Annotated in this window: 13 protein-coding genes; 7 read left to right on the forward strand and 6 right to left on the reverse strand. The window is 43.9% G+C overall.

From position 1 onward, the window contains the following. Positions 1-171: 171 nt before the first annotated feature. The 7 genes from lptD to IEY18_RS02090 all read left to right on the forward strand — a co-directional run bounded on the left by lptD (position 172) and on the right by IEY18_RS02090 (position 9,162). Positions 172-2,472, forward strand: coding sequence for an LPS assembly protein LptD (gene lptD / locus IEY18_RS02060; protein ID WP_188917292.1), 2,301 nt, complete (start codon positions 172-174; stop codon positions 2,470-2,472). A 143-nt stretch (positions 2,473-2,615) separates the two neighbouring features. Further along, positions 2,616-3,920, forward strand: coding sequence for a peptidylprolyl isomerase SurA (gene surA, locus IEY18_RS02065; RefSeq protein WP_188917295.1), 1,305 nt, complete (start codon positions 2,616-2,618; stop codon positions 3,918-3,920). 5 nt (positions 3,921-3,925) lie between these two features. Continuing rightward, entirely contained in the window at positions 3,926-4,912 is a 987-nt protein-coding gene (gene pdxA / locus IEY18_RS02070) for a 4-hydroxythreonine-4-phosphate dehydrogenase PdxA (protein WP_188917297.1), read from the forward strand. Between the two features lie 14 nt (positions 4,913-4,926). Continuing rightward, complete coding sequence (gene rsmA, locus IEY18_RS02075; RefSeq protein WP_188917299.1) at positions 4,927-5,736, forward strand: 16S rRNA (adenine(1518)-N(6)/adenine(1519)-N(6))-dimethyltransferase RsmA; 810 nt, start codon at positions 4,927-4,929, stop codon at positions 5,734-5,736. Positions 5,737-5,787: 51 nt separating this feature from the next. Beyond that, positions 5,788-6,168, forward strand: a complete 381-nt coding sequence (gene apaG, locus IEY18_RS02080; RefSeq protein ID WP_188917301.1) for a Co2+/Mg2+ efflux facilitator ApaG/CorD — start codon at positions 5,788-5,790, stop codon at positions 6,166-6,168. 34 nt (positions 6,169-6,202) lie between these two features. Continuing rightward, positions 6,203-7,033 (forward strand): symmetrical bis(5'-nucleosyl)-tetraphosphatase, encoded by an 831-nt coding sequence (locus IEY18_RS02085; protein WP_188917304.1) that lies wholly within the window; start codon positions 6,203-6,205, stop codon positions 7,031-7,033. Positions 7,034-7,140: 107 nt separating this feature from the next. After that, complete coding sequence (locus tag IEY18_RS02090; RefSeq protein WP_188917306.1) at positions 7,141-9,162, forward strand: methyl-accepting chemotaxis protein; 2,022 nt, start codon at positions 7,141-7,143, stop codon at positions 9,160-9,162. A 106-nt stretch (positions 9,163-9,268) separates the two neighbouring features. Here IEY18_RS02090 and IEY18_RS02095 read toward each other — a convergent pair whose 3' ends face one another. The 6 genes from IEY18_RS02095 to rpmA form a co-directional block, all read right to left on the reverse strand. Then, positions 9,269-9,661: a DUF3718 domain-containing protein gene (locus IEY18_RS02095; RefSeq protein WP_188917308.1), complete on the reverse strand. Its 393-nt coding sequence runs from the start codon at positions 9,659-9,661 to the stop codon at positions 9,269-9,271. A gap of 81 nt (positions 9,662-9,742) precedes the next feature. Further along, positions 9,743-10,225 carry a type 3 dihydrofolate reductase gene (gene folA / locus IEY18_RS02100; protein WP_188917310.1) on the reverse strand — a complete coding sequence of 161 codons (483 nt, stop codon included), beginning with the start codon at positions 10,223-10,225 and terminating at the stop codon, positions 9,743-9,745. 49 nt (positions 10,226-10,274) lie between these two features. Continuing rightward, on the reverse strand, positions 10,275-10,745 hold the full coding sequence (locus IEY18_RS02105; RefSeq protein ID WP_188917883.1) for a threonine/serine exporter family protein: 471 nt from the start codon (positions 10,743-10,745) through the stop codon (positions 10,275-10,277). Beyond that, positions 10,742-11,503, reverse strand: coding sequence for a threonine/serine exporter family protein (locus tag IEY18_RS02110; protein WP_188917312.1), 762 nt, complete (start codon positions 11,501-11,503; stop codon positions 10,742-10,744). The genes IEY18_RS02105 and IEY18_RS02110 overlap by 4 nt, the downstream gene beginning before the upstream one ends. Positions 11,504-11,624: 121 nt before the next feature. After that, positions 11,625-12,791 (reverse strand): Obg family GTPase CgtA, encoded by a 1,167-nt coding sequence (gene cgtA, locus IEY18_RS02115; protein WP_188917314.1) that lies wholly within the window; start codon positions 12,789-12,791, stop codon positions 11,625-11,627. Between the two features lie 174 nt (positions 12,792-12,965). Then, the gene (rpmA, locus tag IEY18_RS02120; RefSeq protein ID WP_188917316.1) at positions 12,966-13,220 is read right to left on the reverse strand and encodes a 50S ribosomal protein L27; all 255 of its coding nucleotides are present in this window, start codon (positions 13,218-13,220) and stop codon (positions 12,966-12,968) included. Positions 13,221-13,223: the final 3 nt, after the last annotated feature.

Consider the following 13,223-nt stretch of genomic DNA (forward strand, 5'->3'; position numbering starts at 1 on the left):
TCTTGCTTACACGGAGTCAAAGCAAAGATTGAAACAATAATTTCTCTATGCATTTGAGTTCCCACGTTTTCAACGAATCGTGTGAAGCTAGATACTTTGTATTATGAATTTGATATCGAAGCCGAACTCATGACGACCCAAATAAAAGAAATCAAAATTTACTGACTAAACATGCAAATCCGTTATTTATTGGCCTTATGCCTTTTCCCAATATACTCCTTTGCTGACAACTTAGATGTTGCAACCAGCGGTTCTCAATGCCTCGTGACGCCCCCGGTCGCGCCGGTTGAACGTATTGATGAGTCTAACGCGCCAGATTTAAAACTAGAAGAAATCAAAATCCATTCGCAGCGTACCGAAGCCCAACTGGGAAATAGAGCTAAGTTCAATGGCAATGTCAGCTTTTCTCAGGGAGCCCGTCGTATTTCTGCAGAAGAAGCCATATTGGACCAAGATAAAGAGCAGCTTGATGCAAATGGTAATCTGATTTTTCAAGACGAACGCTTTACCGTGACAGCCGAGTCTCTTACCGCACAAATGCGAAGCAATCAAGCAACACTAAAAGGCGCCCAATATTGGCTACACGGCCAACAGGTGCATGGTGATGCTAAGAATTTAGAAATAACCAAAGATAACAACCTTCTTCTTTCCCAGACAAACTTTACCACTTGTCCACCGGATCAAGTTTCGTGGTTACTTGAAGCGAAAAAAATCAAAATTGATAGTGAAGAAGAATGGGGAGAAATTTGGGATGCAAAACTACGTATTGCAGATATTCCCATCCTTTACATTCCTTATATGACAGTCCCGGTTTCTGATAAGCGCAAGTCGGGGTTATTGTTCCCACAGGTTAGCTCAAGTACAACCAACGGTATTGAGCTAGCACTTCCATATTACTGGAACATTTCACCAGAGTATGATTTAACATTCACGCCCCACTATATGTCGTCTCGCGGACTATTTCTTAAAACCGAGTTTAGATACCTTTCTGACAATGACCAACAAGGTCAATTGAATATCGAGTTTCTTGGCAATGACGACAAGCTCGATGGCAGCCCTAACCGTTACCTTTACCACTGGCAACATCAGGGCGCGATCGATGAAAACTGGCGTGTTCGAGCCAACTTCACACAGGTTTCTGACAACAACTACTTTAACGATTTAGATTCAGAGATCAGCCGCTCAACGGACAATCAGTTATTTCGCGTTGGTGAAATGGCCTACTTTGAACAAGATTGGAATTTTAGCGCACGTGTGCAGGACATTGATGTTCTCGGCACAATACAAGAGCCTTATCAAGTGATGCCGCAGTTAAACTTTAACTACCTTAGAGCGGACATATGGAAGAATTTAGATTTTAGTTTGAATACTGAACTCACTAACTTCACCCACAAAGATAATAGCTTTGATACAGCAACGCGCTTACATATTGAGCCAGCATTAACTTTGCCAATTCATAAACCGGCAGGCTCATTTACCGCCGAGGCAAAACTGTTACAAACATATTACGCGCAAGACATTCAAAGTGATAATACACAGCTTGATGACAATGTAAGCCGCACCATTCCGCAAATTAGAGTACACGGTAAGGCTAATTTTGAGCGCCCGATTTACGCGTTTGAACAAAATTACCGCCAAACCTTAGAACCTCAATTGCAATATTTATATACCGGCCACGAAGATCAAACCGGAGTCGGATTGTACGATACCGCACAATTGCAAAATGACTATTTTGGTTTATTTCGAGATCGCCGCTTTTCAGGTTTAGACAGAATTGCCGATGCAAATCAGCTGACTTATGGTTTAACCACGCGATTATTTGATGAATCAAACAATGAGCAATTCAAATTTAGTCTGGGTCAGATTGTGTATTTTGAAGATAGTAAGGTGCAATTGGACGAGAGCATTATTGAAGATAAGCCATCGTCATCAGTGCTTGCAGCAGAGCTCGATATGCACGTGCAGAGCGATTGGTTTCTTAGTAGTGCAATTCAATTTGATACCAAACGAAATGACACACAGAAAAGCGAAGTTGCTTTAGATTATCGTCCAAGTACCAATAAACTCGTCCAGGTCAGTTACCGTTATGTACCTGATTTATTGAATACCAATACCAATAACACCGTCAATATTGCACAAACCGGATTAAGAGTTGCTTGGCCAATTAACGATAGCCTTTATTTCGTCGGCAATTGGTATTATGACTTGAAAGAAGAGCGTAGCGTAGAGACTTATACTGGCCTCCAGTATGAATCTTGCTGTTGGGCGGCGCGTTTAAGTTACCATTACCGGATTAAAACGAACTATGACGATTTCGATAACCCAAGCATAGAATCTCGTGAACTGTTTGAAAGTGGTATCTACCTCAACTTCGTCATTAAAGGGCTTGGTGGCTCAGGGCCATTAGGTGTTGCCGACATGCTTAACGACGGCCTATTTAGTTACCGAAAACCACTTTACCTGAGGAATTAGCAATAAATTGTGTTAGATTGCTGAACCTCAACTAAGACAAAGAGTCCAACTCGCTTAGTAGACATAATTTCAGCCTATTTGTCGGATGTACTGTTTAGCCACCGATAACAAATATGCCAAGTAAGATGCCAAGGATTTTGTGGATGAAACCCAGTAAAAAACTCATTTTTGCCCTTTTCGGGCTAACGCTCAGCCAAATGAGCATCGCAGCAGTTCAACAATTGGATCGAGTTGCGGTGCAAGTGAATGAAGGCATTGTGCTTGATAGTGAAGTCGACAGCATGATGACGACTGTGCGTGCTAATGCAAAAGCTGCTGGGCAAACTTTGCCATCAGATACAGCGCTACGCACTCAGGTCATTGATCGACTCATTATGACTCGCCTACAACTGCAAATGGCTGACCGTATTGGTTTGCGTATTGGTGATTTGCAACTTGACCAAACGATTGAAAATATCGCAAAAGAGCAAAAAGTCACCATCGAAGAAATGCGCCGCTCTCTCGCCAGTGACGGCATTAGTTTTAGTCAATATCGTGAAGACTTACGTGAAGAAATCACACTTGGCGAAATTCAGCGCATTCAAATCCAGCGCCGTATTCAAGTTTCTCCGCAGGAGATCAACACCCTAGTCAAAATGATTGAAGAACAAGGCCTAAAAAACGTTGAATTCCAAATTGGCCATATTCTGATTGAAGTACCGAGTTCACCTAGCAGTGATGAACTCGCTGCGGCAACTAAACGTGCCAACATTGTTTTAAAGCGCTTAAATGACGGCAAAGATTTCAGAAGCACCGCCATTGCTTCTTCTGCGGGCCCTAAAGCACTTGAAGGTGGTGTTTGGGATTATATGAATATCAACGAAATGCCAACGCTATTTGCCGAGGTTGTTAATGGTGCAAAGCAAAATGACATCATCGGTCCAATTCGCAGTGGCGCTGGATTTCACATTATTAAAATTCTGGATACCCGAGGCTTAGAAACCCAAGAAGTAGACGAAGTAAGGGCGAGACATATTCTCCTCAAGCCTTCCCCGATCCTTTCAGAAGAAAGAGCGCAAATCATGCTGAAAAGCTTTTTGACTCAAATTCGTGCCGGTGAGGCGGATTTTGCGGAGCTCGCGCGTCAATATTCAGAAGACCCAGGTTCTAGCATTAAAGGGGGAGAGTTAGGTTGGGCAGATCCAAGTATCTACGTGCCAGCTTTTTCGCAAGCACTCGCTGAACTGAAAGAGAAAGAGATTAGTGAGCCATTTCGTTCTTCTCATGGCTGGCATATTACTCAGCTAGAAGAACGACGAAAAACAGATGCTACGGATAAATTTAACGAGAAAAAGGCATATCAGCTTATTTACCGTCGTAAATATAATGAAGAGTTACAAAACTGGTTAGATGAAATGCGATCAGACGCATATATCGAAGTCATCGAACCAGAAGTCAAACGAGGTTAAGAATTTTGACAACCAAAAGAATTGCCATTACTCCAGGTGAACCAGCGGGTATTGGTCCAGATCTCACAGTACAATTAGCTCAGCAAGCTTGGCCTGCTGAGCTCGTCGTTTGTGCAGATCCTGAGCTATTGACCAGCAGAGCGAAACAGCTAGGCTTGCCTTTAACTCTAAAACCTTTTCAGCCAAACCAAGAAGCAAAGCCCCAAGAAGCGGGAACACTAACGATTGTTCCTTTTAATTTGGCTGAAGAAGCCGTATGCGGTGAGTTGAATGACGCAAATAGCGCCTACGTAGTTGATACCCTTCGTTATGCTGGCGAAAAAAATATGAAAGGTGAGTTTGACGCAGTCGTTACCGGCCCAGTTCATAAAGGCATTATCAACCAAGCGGGTATCCCATTTAGCGGACATACTGAGTTTTTTGCCCACCAAGCAGGCTGTCAAGATGTGGTTATGATGCTGGCAACACCGGGCCTGCAAGTTGCACTAGTCACAACACATATTCCATTAGCCTATGTATCAAAAGCCATTACTCGGGATCGTTTGCATCAAATCATTAAAATTTTACACACGGATTTGGTTGAGAAATTTGCCATCGCGAAACCAAGGATCTATGTTTGTGGTCTTAACCCTCATGCTGGCGAAGATGGCCACTTGGGAAGAGAAGAAATTGATACGATTATTCCAGCTTTAGAAGAGTTACGTGCTGAAGAAGGATACGATGTTGTCGGCCCTTTGCCCGCAGATACATTATTCCAGCAAAAATATTTGGATGATGCGGATGTAATATTAGCCATGTATCACGATCAAGGCTTACCCGTTCTTAAAGCCCAAGGCTTCGGTAAATCAGTCAATATCACCCTTGGCTTACCTTATATTCGTACCTCAGTAGATCACGGCACTGCGATTGATCTTGCAGGAAGCGGAAAAGCAGATACGGGAAGTTTCGTTTGCGCTTTAAACAAAGCTATCGAATTAGCGTCCAAGCATTAAATAAGTAAGAGATAATGAGCAATAAAGTACATTTAGGCCACACAGCCAGAAAACGTTTCGGACAGAACTTTCTTACTGACGATAATGTGATTAATAGTATTGTGGGTGCAATTTCACCAGACAATGAACATGTAATGGTAGAAATTGGCCCTGGTTTAGGTGCACTTACCGAGCCTGTCGCGAACAGCATAGACAACCTGACCGTGGTAGAGCTCGACAAAGACCTTGTAGAAAGGCTGCAAAATCACCCAACACTGAAACAGAAGCTGACGATCCACCAAGGTGACGCAATGCAATTTGATTTTGCCAGCCTTTCACAGCCTGGCAAAATGATGAAAGTGTTTGGTAACTTACCCTATAACATTTCAACACCGCTCATGTTTCATTTATTTGAATTTGCGGAGCTCATTGAAACGATGCACTTTATGTTGCAAAAAGAAGTCGTTTTAAGGCTGTCTGCGTCGCCGGGAACAAAAGCCTATGGCAGACTCACCGTCATGGCTCAGTACTACTGCCAAGTTGTTCCTGTTTTAGAGGTGCCACCAGGGTGCTTTACGCCAGCACCAAAGGTAGATTCGGCGGTCGTTCGTCTTTTACCATACACTGAAAAACCGTATCCTTGTCATGATGTTGAAGTACTAAGAGGTCTCGTCACAACCGCCTTTAGCATGCGACGAAAAACCCTGAGAAACAATTTAAAACAGCAAGTAACAGATGAACAGTTTGCGCATCTAAATATTGATTCAAGTTTGCGTCCGGAGCAAATATCTGTCGAGCAGTATGTATCAATAGCCAACTTAATTTGTGAGAACAAAGCCAAATAGATACAATGAAAATAGGCCATAATGATGGCCTATTTTTATTTAGGATTGAGAATGAGCAACAAAGAAAACTCTGTCAAAGTTGAAGTCAAAACCGAATATATTGAGCAAGACTCCTCACCTGAAGATGACCAGTATTTATTCAGCTATACTATAACTATCATTAATTTAGGCGAACAAGCAGCCAAACTGGAAAGCCGGCATTGGATAATTACAGATGCCAATGGCCATAAAAGTGAAGTGCAAGGTTCTGGCGTCGTTGGCGAAACACCAACTATCGAACCGAACACGGCTTACCAGTACAGTAGTGGCACGGTTTTAGAGACACCTTTAGGAATCATGCAAGGCCACTACAATATGGTGAATACGGACGGCACAAAATTCAAAGCCACCATAGAGCCTTTTCGTCTAGCAGTTTCAAAAATACTGCACTAAACCCATTCTGTATAGACATTAAAGTACAGCATTTATGGCACATTATTTTGTTGGCGATATCCAAGGCTGTTTCGCTGAACTCGAATTGCTTCTTGCCAAAGTTGGGTTTAACCCTTCCAAAGACGAATTGTGGTCAGTCGGTGATTTAGTTGCGCGGGGACCGGGTTCGCTTGAAGTCCTGCGCTACATGAAATCCCTAGAGGGCAGTGCTAAAATTGTGCTCGGCAATCATGACCTTCACCTCATGTCGATACATAACAAAATTAAGAAATCGAACCCTAAAGACCAACTGCAAGCCCTGCTACAAGCCAACGATATTCAAAAACTGATTAATTGGCTGAGATTACAGCCCCTGCATCAAGAACTAGACAGTAACCATGGCAAGATCGTCATGAGTCACGCAGGTATCCCGCCACAATGGGGGATGAAGACTTTAAGAAAAGCGTCGAAGCAAGTATCTGAGGCGCTCGCGAAGCCCGACTATGCCAAGAATATTTTGGCTCGCATGTACACTCAAGAACCAGAAGCCTGGTCAAAGTCTCTCTCTGAGTTCGAACAAATTCGATACTCAATTAATGCATTAACACGAATGCGCTATCTTTATACTGACGGCAGGCTCGATTTTGACTGTAAATTGCCACCAAATAAAAACACAAATACAGAGCTACAACCATGGTTCAACCATGCACATAAGCTCGCAAAGAAACGAATCATTGTTTTTGGCCATTGGGCAGCATTAATGGGTAAAGTTGAAAAGGATAATATCAAAGCACTCGATACAGGATGTTGCTGGGGCGCTCATATGACTCTATGGCATTTAGAAGCGGATGAATTCGTCACCCAAAATAGGTTAAAGCGAGACTAAACTTTCAGGTCAGTCCGCCGATAAGTGAATGGGTATCTTAGCTCAAGGATGAGAGCAAATACATCGATGTGTTTTTCGGAATACTATAATAAAAACCGGAGTATATTATGAAATTTAACGTAGCCGCCCGAGTGATTGGTGGATTTTCCATTGTCACCCTCCTACTCCTAGCACTTGGCGGTGTATCTTTGATAACGAATGGCGGACTGAAAACAAGTACAGCCATGATCCAAGAGCAAAGCCTGCCTGCGCTAAAAGCGACCAACAAGCTTTCTGGCATGTTAGCTGCTCAGCAACGTCAAATACTCCAAGCTTATTACAGTTCCGAATCTCAAAAAATCCCCACAATCAGCAACAAGTTCAATCAACTGACTAGCGAATTCAATCGTAATTTCAATGAACTTTCCACGTTGACGGCACAGGAAAGCCAATTTGAGCTGCCGTTACAGAAATTGCAAAACAGCTACCAAACGTTTACATCAAATAGCGCGAATATGCTAAGCGAGCATTTGAAAGCGGTACAACTGCAGGAAAAAATACTCACCCAGCGCTTAGATGTAGAAGATGCCGTTGACGAGGCAGCATCGATATTGCTTGACCTTATTGACCTAGAAGCTAGTCGAGACATCACAGAGCAACAAATTGCTGCGACTGCGTCATCAATCGACAACAGCTTAACCAGTATTGTCGGGACTGCATACGATATTGCTGCGGCTGAAGATAAAGCGAAGTTCGATATTATTGTCAAAGAACTTGATTTCATCGTTCGCGATATTAAGAACAAAATGGATTACAGCCTGCGACATAGTGATGGCATTGTCGATGAAGGCCTTATCGACGAAATTAGTGCGGAAATAGACAAGGTATTCGCCTTATTGCAAGGTAAGCAAGCTATCATTGCCAATAAAAAATCCCAATTAGCTCATGCCCTGAACGCCAACGCTAAACTGTCTGCAGTCAACGGGAATGCAGAACAAGCAAATCAAAACATGACCGCGTTAGCAGGCCAAATTGAGGCAGCAGCAGACACGGTCAGTAGCAACGCAATAGCAGACATTGATTCGGCGACGAATGAGACCTTATTCGTGATGTTGTTGGCTATCGTCGTTGCTATTGCAATTAGCATCGCTGTTGTTGTCCCTCTCAAACGTTCGCTCGACAAAGTCAATAAAGCGCTCGATATTTTATCTTCAGGCGACTTAACCCATAAGCTTGATGCCTCTGGTCATGACGAATTTGCCGAGCTATCTAAGAGCTGCAACCGCTTGGTTGATAGTTTACGCAATCTCATTCAAGGTATTTTGGATCGTTCTAATCAGCTTGCCGCTGCCGCAGAAGAGACTTCAGCGATTACGACGCAAACCACTGGTGGCATCCAAGAACAAAAAAGCCAAGTAGACCAAATAGCGACTGCTACAACCGAACTCAGCTCAAGCGCACAGCAAGTGTCTTCAAGTGCAGACCTCGCATTGGAGCAAATACGTCACGCCAATGATGAAACACAAAAAATGGGCGACATTGCTACGGAAAACCGCTCAACGATTGAGGCTTTATCCGTAGAAGTTGCAAAAGCTGGCGATGTTATCAACAAAGTACATGCTGACAGTGACTCCATCGGTTCGATTTTAGATGTGATCCGTGGCATTGCAGAGCAAACTAATCTTCTAGCACTCAACGCCGCGATTGAGGCTGCACGAGCCGGAGAACAAGGACGCGGCTTTGCTGTGGTGGCTGACGAGGTTCGAAGCTTGGCATCTCGAACGCAAGATTCTACACAAGAAATTCAGCAAATGATTGAAGTGCTGCAAAAAGGCACCCAAGAAGCCGTCTCAGTGATGGAAAAAGGCAGCCAACAAGCAAGCCTATGCGTAGAAAAAACCGAACTAGCGAATCAGGCACTGGAAGCAATTCATGCGTCGGTCAATCAAGCACACGAAGCAGGCAGCCATATTGCACAAGCCGCCCAAGAGCAAAATACGGTGAGTCAGCAAGTATCTGAGAAGCTTGAAGGCATTGCTGCGATTTCTGAAGAAACTGCTATTGGCGCCGACCAAACTGCGCAGTCAAGCCAGCAAGTCGCACTATTAGCTGAAGAACTACAAAGCTCAGTCAGAGAGTTTAAGGTTTAGTTCTTTTGCAAACCAAATAAAAAGGCCGAATATTTATTCGGCCTTTTTTGATTCAGCAACAACCCTGCAGTAATCTATAACTCAACCAATACAGGCCCTCTGCCGATTAGCTTCCCGTTTTCTCTTTGATCACGGTAAACGTCGCACTTCCTGCATGCCCATTGGCTTGTGCCCATGCTAATAACGTTTGTCCGTCAGCCTCAGCTTTGGAAAGTTCTTTTGATGAAAGGCGCTTGGCAATAAATGAACCGACCTTATCAGACTTTGACAGCATTGCCATGCGCAGCAAGCTATTCCCTTCACAAGAAACACCAGCGTAAATATTTCGAAGTTTTACGCGATTCTCTTTAAGCTTCTTACGCAAACGGTTTTTATCATTTGCTTTCACATAATCGCAGATGTTTGCAACAAGCTGAGATTCAGCGGCTACAGTGTGTGTACTCGTCATACAAGTTGACGCAGCAAGTAGGGTTATTGCACAGATAGGCATAAAACGCATCTATCACTCCTCGAGTATTATTATAATTCGTAACGTCGACCAGAAGACGTTACATTTTCGATACATAGCCGAGGCGATAAATTAACATTTTTTTTGTAAATTTATAAAGCGATAGGGCAAGCCTTTTTCACTAATTTGTGTTTGTGTGTCAATGATCTCCCAAGAGCCATCATCCCAGTGAGGAAAGTATGTATCTCCATCAGTTTCGAGATCTATCTCAGTCAAATAAAGAACGCTCGCTTGGTGCAATAGCTCTAAATACAGTTGCCCGCCACCAACAACCACTAGCTCTTCGACATCCCCTGCGGCTTGTTTTGCAGCTTCGAATGAATTCACAACAGTGACACCTTCTGGCAAATAATCTAATTGGCGGGTAATCACGATATTGTGTCGGCCTGGTAAGGGGCGCCCTATCGATTCAAAAGTTTTACGACCCATCACAATAGGTTTGCCCAAGGTCTTTTCTTTGAAATGACGCAAATCTTCTGGAAGATGCCACGGCATTTGGTTGTCTTTACCAATGACGCGGTTATTGGCCATTGCAGCGATCATAGCAATGCGCATTGTTGCTCCTTACGATATTAAGGCTGACGGAAGAAATTTGGTTTTAAGGCTAAATCACCGGGCGGGTTCGATAATAAAGCAAGCTTGGCATTGCTAAACCAACTGACAAGGCACCTAAAATAAATACTGTTTTCAAACCATTTGTAATCACAAATGCTGTTAACTCTGCACTCACTTCAGATTGCGCCGACAATTGAACTAAGCCAATGACGGTATTAAAGGCATAAGATCCTGGGATCATGGGTATAATTGCGGCAACCGCATACATCAAAGGCGGCGCTAGGTGGCGCTTCGCGAAACTTATTGTGATGATTCCTATCAAGGCTGCCGCAGCGAATGTAGCCCACTCAATTGGAAAGTCAAAGTGCAATAAAAAGCGCCTAAAACTATGACCGATAGCTCCAGCGATAGCACAATACTTTAGAAAGCGAACCGGTACATTAAAAACCATTGCAAAGCCAACGGCAGGGATAGCTGCAAAAAATGCATCGTCAATCAGGATCCATAGCAGTTCCATTATAGAAAACGCCCTCCTAACTGCATGGCAATCGTAATGCCAATCACTGAAGACACCGTCAATAAGGTTGCGAGCCCCCAACGTGATATGCCAACGTTCATATGGCCTTTCACCATATCTGAAATAGCGTTGATCATTGGGAAACCAGGAACTAACATCAGCACACTTGCGACCATAGGAAGTTGTGGCGTTGCCGTAACCGGATAAATATAGCCAAATTGCGCCACTAGATTGGTCACAAATGCTGTCACCGCGAAGTTAATTAGAAGATTAAAATGTCGCTTCGCAATATAGAGTCGGACAGCCATACCGATTGCCGATGCAAAAAATGTAATCACGTCGGCTTGCCAGTCACCACCAAACAAGTGGCAAAAACTCGCACACGAAAGACCGATCATTGGAATTAAATATTTCGCGGGGTAGGTTTTAGCTTCGATACGAGCCAGACGTTTACGGACTTCGTACAGCCCATATAAACCTTTTTCTGTTAAGACACAGATCCGCTGCAGTTCGCACACGATTGTCATGTTAATACCATGCTCTCGCAGACGTCTCGTCGTTGTCACACAGCGGCCATGGACAAGACTCGTCAGAACTAACGAATTCGATGAGATCGATAATTCAACACTCTCGAGTCCGAGTGCTTTCCCTAATCGCTGACTAATCTCTTCGATCAGCTCTGATTCGGCGCCATAAGCCAAAAGAAGTTGTGCAACTCGCACGACTTGGCGCGTAATGTCATTTTGAGTATCGGCGTACACTGGAGCCTCAAGTTACTAAGAATTACACTCTAAGTACTTACACCCCAAGCCCCACGCGATGCTGCGTTCAGGGCTTGGATTTTCAACACGCCTCGAAATGATTCGATGAGACAAGCGTCTCCTATCGTTGATAGATGATCTCTACATCGTAGTCATCATCATCAAAATCATCATCGTCAAAGTCGTCGTAATCCTCATTGACGGAATCAACGCTTTCCTGATGATAATTATCCCACTTAAACTCTACTTCCTCTTCAGCATCTGCTGTCTCCAGAGCCGCTGGTAAGCTCGAAATAAAGTCCATTAGTTTAAGGGTTAATTCCGAGGTTCCTTCGCGATTATACGCTGAAACAGTATAAACCTCACCATCCCATTGTAGTTCTTTGACGATACGCTCAACTCGCTCATTAAGCTCGTCTTCTAGCAGAAGGTCTGATTTATTAAACACGATCCAGCGAGGTTTTTCAGCAAGAATAGGTGAATACTTTTCTAGTTCCTGAACAATGGCCTTCGCACTTTCAGCAGGATCAGTCCCATCAATCGGATCAATATCGATCACGTGAAGCAAGATGCGGCAACGCTCTAAATGCTTCAAAAATCGAATCCCGAGACCTGCACCATCCGAAGCGCCTTCAATCAAGCCGGGAATATCAGCGACGACGAAGCTTTGGCCTGGTCGAGGATTTACTACACCCAGATTAGGTACCAAAGTCGTAAATGGGTAGTCGGCGACTTTAGGGGTTGCTTTAGATACTGAACGAATAAAAGTAGATTTACCTGCATTCGGGAACCCTAGTAAACCAACATCAGCCAACAGACGCAGTTCAAGTTTTAAGCTTCGAACTTCACCTGGAGTACCCAGTGTTTTCTGACGAGGTGCTCGGTTCGTACTACTCTTGAATCGAGTATTCCCGAGCCCATGGAAGCCACCTTTCGCCACCAGCAGTTTTTGGCCATGCTTAACTAAATCACCAAGCACTTCCTCAGTATCTTCATCTGCCGCTCGAGTCCCCACGGGAACCTTAAGCACAAGATCTTTACCACTGTGTCCGGTACAATCTCTGCCGCGTCCATTGCTGCCTCGTTCGGCTTTATGAAAACGCTCAAAGCGAAAATCAATCAGAGTGTTCATGTTCTCATCAGCTTGCAGATAAACGCTGCCACCGTCACCACCGTCGCCACCGTCTGGGCCACCATCTGGGACATACTTTTCGCGCCTAAAACTGACACATCCACTACCGCCATCACCAGCTTCGACTCTGATGGTTGACTCATCGATAAACTTCATACCTTCTCCTGACACAGTGCAGTACAGCAATTATACCGTTTAAAACCACAGCTCGCCAAAAACTAAAATGTCACGCTTATAGCTAAATCATTAGCCAAAAGCGCCATACCTACAAAACAAAAGCCCCGCCAACAATGGCAGGGCTTTAGAAGAACAAGAGTTAATGTTTGAATATTACTCTTCGATGCTAATAAACTTACGGTTATTAGGACCTTTAACTTCAAACTTAACTTTACCTTCAGTTAGAGCGAACAAAGTATGGTCACGACCCATACCTACGTTCACGCCTGCGTGGAATTTAGTACCACGTTGACGAACGATGATGTTACCAGCTAGAACTGATTCGCCACCGAAGCGCTTTACACCAAGACGTTTACTTTCTGAATCGCGGCCGTTACGAGTAGAACCGCCAGCTTTTTTATGTGCCATGAG

Source organism: Shewanella gelidii, assembly GCF_014647855.1.
GTDB lineage: Bacteria > Pseudomonadota > Gammaproteobacteria > Enterobacterales > Shewanellaceae > Shewanella > Shewanella gelidii.